The sequence below is a fragment of the Streptomyces sp. NPDC037288 genome (assembly GCF_055603265.1).
Genome location: NZ_JBVJVY010000134.1, coordinates 1 through 5,129, shown reverse-complemented (window position 1 = coordinate 5,129; position 5,129 = coordinate 1). Strand labels below are relative to the sequence as shown.

3 protein-coding genes and 1 pseudogene are annotated in these 5,129 nt (G+C 66.8%); 2 read left to right on the top strand and 2 right to left on the bottom strand.

Annotation, left to right across the window (positions count from 1 at the left end):
- Positions 1-112: 112 nt before the first annotated feature.
- Both ACZ7GZ_RS42165 and ACZ7GZ_RS42160 read right to left on the bottom strand, forming a co-directional pair.
- Positions 113-244 (bottom strand): annotated as a pseudogene (locus ACZ7GZ_RS42165) (IS110 family transposase); the annotation flags it as partial.
- 137 nt (positions 245-381) lie between these two features.
- On the bottom strand, positions 382-828 hold the full coding sequence (locus ACZ7GZ_RS42160; RefSeq protein WP_471033046.1) for a hypothetical protein: 447 nt from the start codon (positions 826-828) through the stop codon (positions 382-384).
- A gap of 789 nt (positions 829-1,617) precedes the next feature.
- On the opposite strand from ACZ7GZ_RS42160, the gene ACZ7GZ_RS42155 reads away from it, so the two are divergent.
- Positions 1,618-4,335, top strand: a complete 2,718-nt coding sequence (locus ACZ7GZ_RS42155; protein WP_471033047.1) for a discoidin domain-containing protein — start codon at positions 1,618-1,620, stop codon at positions 4,333-4,335.
- Between the two features lie 93 nt (positions 4,336-4,428).
- Positions 4,429-4,872 carry a hypothetical protein gene (locus ACZ7GZ_RS42150; protein ID WP_471033044.1) on the top strand — a complete coding sequence of 148 codons (444 nt, stop codon included), beginning with the start codon at positions 4,429-4,431 and terminating at the stop codon, positions 4,870-4,872.
- The last annotated feature ends 257 nt before the right edge of the window (positions 4,873-5,129 follow it).

Below are 5,129 nucleotides of genomic sequence, written 5' to 3'. Positions count from 1 at the left end.
CCTGCCGGGCAGGGAGCGGAATCCCTATCGACACACGCCCCGGGGCGCACGCCCCAACACTGATCGGCTACACCACGAAGCGGGACGCCATCGGAAGCTCAGCAGCACGTCAAGCGTCCGGGTGTTGAGGGAAAGCCCCTTCGACCGCCTTTGCGAGGTCGTCCGCGGCGGTGCAGGCGGCCTGCAGCTGGATCAGAAGGGCGAGCATCTGCTTGCCGAGTGCGTCCTCGACCAGGGCAGGCTGGTGTGCCCAGTCAGCACTCCGACCTCGGAGACAGGGTGCGCGGAGCGCCGGCCCTCATCAAGAAGGCATGCTCGCGTCCTGTTCGGTGACGGCCATCCCATCTGAGGTCCAGTGGATAAAGGGGCGCACCTGGGACGTCACCGGACCACCTTGATTGTGACCTTCCAGGGAAGGATGGAGTCGGGGCACATCTGACCAGGATCGGCTGTGCAGCTCCGTTGCGAGATGATCTGGCTCTGACCAATACGGATCGCGCGGAAAAGCGACGTCGCATCCCCAGTGGGTGTTTCGCCGCCCTCGATGCGCTTGAGGTCACCCGGCGCTGAGACTTCCGGCTCACTCCAGGCCCAGGTGATGCCTTGCTCACTCGAACCCGTGAGGCGAACCCGAATCTTGTCCCCGGCCGATACCCGGACAGTCCGGCCATCGTCCGCGTTGGTGAGGGCAATGAAACGGACTCGCCAGGTCTGTCGGTCGACCGCCTTGGCAGGCGTGGCAGAGGCGACCGGCACACCGGGAGCGGTCACCACCAAACCCAGGACCAGAGGAAGGGGCAACAGCCTGCTGATGTTGGCGGCCTTCATAAAGGACTCCCAGCGATAGACGGTTCACACCTGATGTCCGCCTCATACCTCAAAGTAAACGGGGCAATCTCCCCTCTACCTGTATTCACTCCATGTAGCGAAACTAGATATCGTCAGAACTTGGACTGTCACAGGCTCATTGCCCGAGGCCTGTATGTAGTCCGGCCCTCCCGTGCGGAAGCTATTCGAAGCGCCCAGATCTGAACGAGGATCGGGCTCGAAGGATCAGGGCGCGCGGAGCGGTAGTCGTCCAAGGCATGCGTCTGGGAGACCGATGATCAGCCGACGAGCTGGCTGAGGCCCCTCGGGTGCTGAGGGCGCCCGCCCCGTTGGCCAACTCCACCGGTTGCGGGGCTCATTGTGGGAGCGTCGGTCGGCTTTCCGCAACGAGTCCTTCCGGCGCGGGGGGCCACCTGTTACGGGAGAGAAACCGGCAGAGGCACCACCCGGTTGTCGTCCGCGAGTGTCGGTCGGGGCACGGGGCTTGAGGCTTGTCAGGAGGTGGTACGGATCTGCGCCGGCTCCGCACCTTGCTGCCTATCTCGATCCGCTGCCTGATTTGACGACGCCCGGAATCGGTGAGGATCCCGGGTACCGGGTCGATGATGCGTTCGGCAACATCCCTTACAGCAATACCTATATCATGTTCGCGTCAAACAGTCGTCTCATCGACCTGGCAGGACACCGTTGCTTGGGCGGAATAGCAGCCAACGCCCCAGGTCACCATCCGTGGGACACATTCGGCGTGCGGAACCAGTGCCGGGAACTGATTACTGACATAGTCGGATGATGTTCCATAAACACTGTAGACGCTGCCGTAATCGACGTCCCCGCCGCCTGGCCGCTGGCTTAGCCGCAGCGGCACTGCTGTTTGGTCCAGCTGCCTTGTCCCCGGCACAGGCCCTGCAGCAATCCGGCCCAACGGCCTCGGGGCGCTGCGCCGAGCAGGACCCGTCGTGGTCCCCGACCACGACGCGCTTCGACTCGACCAACGCCTACCACGCGTACGTGGGCAATGGCTATCTCGGCACCCGGGTTCCACCAGTGGGCGCAGGTTACGCGGCACCCGGCGGCAAAACCGGCTGGCCTCTGTACACCCCACGCTACGACGGCGCGTTCGTCGCAGGTCTCTACGCCCGTGGCCCGGAGAACACCGCGAGCCGCGAGGGGATCGCCGCCCTGCCGACCTGGACGGGCTTGGACGTGACCCTCCCTGCGAAGGACCGGGACGGGACGGGAGACGGAGAGACTTACGGGCCCCGGAGCCGCGTCACCTCCTACCGACAGACCCTGCTGATGCGCTGCGGCCTGGTGCGCACGTCCCTGACCTGGACTGCTTCGGACGGCCGCCAGACCGACCTGACGTACGAGGTGCTGGCTGACCGTGCCGACCCCCACGTCGCCGCTGTGCATCTCACTCTGTCCCCCCACTGGAACGGCGCGCTCACGGTGACCGACCGCATCGATGGGCGCGGTGCACGCCGGATCGCTCCGGTGGACGCCAGTGCGCAGGACAGGAGTGGCAGGCACGGCGTCGGTGTCGCCTTCCGGACCGACGGTACCGGCGTGACCGGCGCTGTCGCCAGTGTTCTGCACGCCCCTGGCTGGGGAGGCAGGCCACGGTCCACGGGCCCCCTGAGCGCCCGTCAGTCCGCGGCGCTCCGGGTGCGTGCGGGGCATACGTACGAGGTCACCAAGTACGTCGGCGTCGACACCTCGCTGACATCCAGTGCACCGGGTGAGGATGCTCGGTCCGCGGCGCGGCGGGCTGCCCGGCTCGGCTGGCGCAAACTACGTGCCGCCCACACGGCGGCGTGGCGGGCACTGTGGTCGTCGGACGTCGAGGTGCCGGGCCATCCAGACCTGCAATTGTGGGCACGTGCGGCGCGCTACGGTCTGCTGTCGGCGTTACGCCCGGGCGCCCGCGACAGCGTAGCGCCCGCCGGGCTGACCAGCGACGACTACGCGGGGATGGTCTTCTGGGACGCCGAGACGTGGATGTTCCCGGCACTGCTGGCGACCGACCCGGACATCGCCCGCTCGGTCCTGGAGTACCGCTTCCGCACACGAGACGCCGCTGCCGACAACGCCCGCCGTACATCGGTGAAGGGCCTCTTCTTCCCCTGGACGAGCGCCAGCCGGGGACAGTTGTGGAGCGAGTGCCAGAGCTGGAACCCGCCGCACTGCGTCACTCAGGACCACCTCCAGGGCGACATCGCGCTCGCCGCCTGGCAGTACTACCTGGCCACCGGCGACCGCGCCTGGTTACGCTCGCACGGCTGGCCGCTGCTGCGTGGCCTGGCCGAGTACTGGGCATCGCGTGTGACGCCGAACCCCGACGGTTCGAAGTCCATCAAGGGCGTCGCGGGTCCCGACGAGTACAGCAACGGCGTGACCGACGGCGTCTACACCAACGCCGTCGCCGCGACCGCGCTGCGCGCTGCCGCCAGTGCGGCGAAGGTGCTCCACGCGACCGACGCACCCGTTGCCGCATGGCGCCGGACCGCCGACACACTCCGTATTCCCTACGATTCCAAGCGCAAGGTCTTCCTCCAGTACGCGGGTTACGACGGCTCGCAGATCAAGCAGGCCGACACCGTCCTATTGGTCTACCCACTGGAGTGGCCCATGCCTGCCGGTGCCGCAGCATCAACCCTCGACTACTACACCGAGCGCACCGACCCCGACGGCCCCGCCATGACCGACTCGGTGCACGCGATCGACGCCGCCGCGATCGGCGAACCCGGCTGCGCGACATATACGTTCCTGCAGCGGGCGGCGCGCCCCTTCTTCCGCGACCCGTTCGCCCTCTTCTCCGAGGCGCGCGGCGGCAAGGCCGGCGTGGGTGACGCACTCGCGGGCTCCCCGGCCCAGGACTTTCTCACCGGCAAGGGCGGGCTCCTGCAGATCTTCACACACGGGCTGACGGGACTTCGGCTGCGCGACGGAGACGTGGTGCACTTGGATCCGATGCTGCCTCCGCAACTGGCGCCCGAAGGCGTTCGGGTGTTGGGGTTGCGGTGGCACGGGCGCACCTACGACGTCGAGATCGGCCCTAGTACGACGACCGTACGGCTGGTTGCCGGAGCCCCCTTCATCGTTGACTCTCCTCAGGGGCACTTCACCCTCGCCAAGGACGCTCCGGTCTCGCTCAAGACTAGGCGGCCGGACCTTGCCCCCGTCTCGAACCTCGCACGCTGCCGCCCGGTGACGGCCACGTCCCAGGAGCCGGGCTTTTACGCGGAGGCAGCGGTTGACGGCGATGCTGCCACGGCGTGGCGTCCGGAACGGGCCGGGGGATCCCTCACCGTGGACCTCGGCCGATCGGTACGGATCTCACGTATCCAGGTGACCGGTACGGCTGAGTACCGCCTGGAGACGTCGGCGGACGGCGGGCATTGGACGCCATGCGAGGGCAAGCCCGTCACCGGACGACACGTACGGATCACGGTCACGGGCTTCACACCGGGCGAGGTGAAGGAGGTGACAGTGTCGAGCCTCCCCTGACGGCGTGCTGGGACGGGACGAACAGCAGTCTGGCTACCCGTCGAGCAAACCATCAACTTACGGTGATCCATGCATAGTTGAACGCTTCCCGAAGTGGCAGAGGTCCTCTCCACCGTCGGCCTGCGGCTCTCGGAGGAGAAGACACTGATCACGCACATCGACGAGGGCCTCGACTTCCTCGGCTGGCGCATCCAGCGTCACGAGAAACGGGGAACCGACCGGCAGTACGTCTACAACTACCCGGCCAAGAAGGCACTTCGGTCCATCAAGGCCAAGACAAAGGCGCTCTGCCGGATGAACGTCAGCCTGCCGCTGGCAGTCCTGCTGCACAGGCTCAATCAGGTGCTGCGGGGCTGGACCGTCTACATCCGCAAGCACCTCGGCACTGGATGGGAGGAGCTCCGCCGGCGTTACCGCGACGGTGGATGGTGGCCACACGACGGGGACGTCGTCCTGTTCAACCCGGGCTCGGTAGTCACCACGCGATGCCGGCCCAGAGGGACGGTCATCCCGTCGCCCTGGCCAAGCACGACCTGAGGAAAACAACTGCTCATCGGGGCTTGTGGAGAGCCGGATGCGGGGCCAACTCGCACGTCCGGTTCGGGAGGGCGGCGTGGAGAAACGGGCTGGGCGGAATCCCAGTACCGCGCTCCGCGCCGACCCCACCACGACATAGCCCTGGTCGACGACACCGGCACGTTACCGGTAGTTCGTTAAATCCGGAGGTAGAGGTCAATGCCGTGTCCGTTGGTGACCGCGTCGATCAGGGCCTGGAGCTCGGAAGGTGGGTCTGT